The organism is Pantoea sp. VS1, from assembly GCF_002207995.1.
In the GTDB taxonomy this organism is placed as follows: Bacteria; Pseudomonadota; Gammaproteobacteria; order Enterobacterales; family Enterobacteriaceae; genus Pantoea; species Pantoea dispersa.
In genome coordinates, this window is the sequence record NZ_NHZE01000072.1 from 1 (window position 1) to 835 (window position 835).

An 835-nucleotide genomic window follows, 5' to 3' on the forward strand; every position below is an offset into this window, starting at 1 on the left:
ATTCTTTATATCCCTGACGATGTTCATCACCTGCCCGTCAGCGCACCGTGCGCGTCTGTAACGAATTATCTTGCATCAGACGATCTGAGCGCGTATTTTTCACACGAACCCGCCTGGCGCTTTATGCGCATGTACGTGAGACAATAAGAATGAAATGGTTTGCAGCTTTCGGGCTTGCCGCTGTATTCAGCGTGCAGGCCGCGCCGGAAATGTGTTTCACCAAAGCTGGTAAGGATTTCGGCATTGATCCGCGCCTGCTGATGGCACATTCAATACAGGAGTCGCGCATGCGTAATAACGCCCTGAACACGAAAAGCAGCGGCGGAACGCACGACGTCTGTAATATGCAGATTAACAGCTCTCACTTTAATCAGCTGAAAAAGTTTGATATTACGCGGGAAAGGTTACTTAAGGATCCGTGCATCTGCATTTACACCGGCGCGTGGATCGAGGCGCGCAACTTCAGGCAGTACGGCAGGAACTGGGACAGCGTCGGGATGTATAACACCGGCCCAAGTCCGAAGCTGATAAAACAGCGACGTGAATATGCGGCCATCATAAAAAGTATTTACCGCGTGCTGATCGCCCGCGATGAAGTTTACGCCGCCATGTCACAACAGAATAAAAAAACGCCCGCACCGGAGACCTTTCTCAGCGCGGACGTCAGCACCGCATCAAAATAACCCCGGCAACCGGGGTTAAACATTATGATTTGAGTTTTGCGAACTCTTCCGCCATTTTCCACAGCGCCTGATTCAGCTTAATATCGCCATCAATACCCGTTACCGGGCGCGTGGTGGTTCTTTTTCCCTTCGCCGTTCTGCCGGTGACGCCG

1 protein-coding gene and 1 pseudogene are annotated in these 835 nt (G+C 51.7%); one reads left to right on the forward strand and one right to left on the reverse strand.

All coding sequences use genetic code 11. The annotated features are described in order from the left end of the window. Positions 1 to 149 precede the first annotated feature (149 nt). Positions 150 to 683 carry a lytic transglycosylase domain-containing protein gene (locus CBW22_RS22960; protein WP_088517964.1) on the forward strand — a complete coding sequence of 178 codons (534 nt, stop codon included), beginning with the start codon at positions 150 to 152 and terminating at the stop codon, positions 681 to 683. Between the two features lie 22 nt (positions 684 to 705). On the opposite strand, the pseudogene CBW22_RS26855 reads toward CBW22_RS22960, so the two are convergent. Next, a pseudogene (locus CBW22_RS26855) lies at positions 706 to 835 on the reverse strand (DUF932 domain-containing protein); the annotation flags it as partial.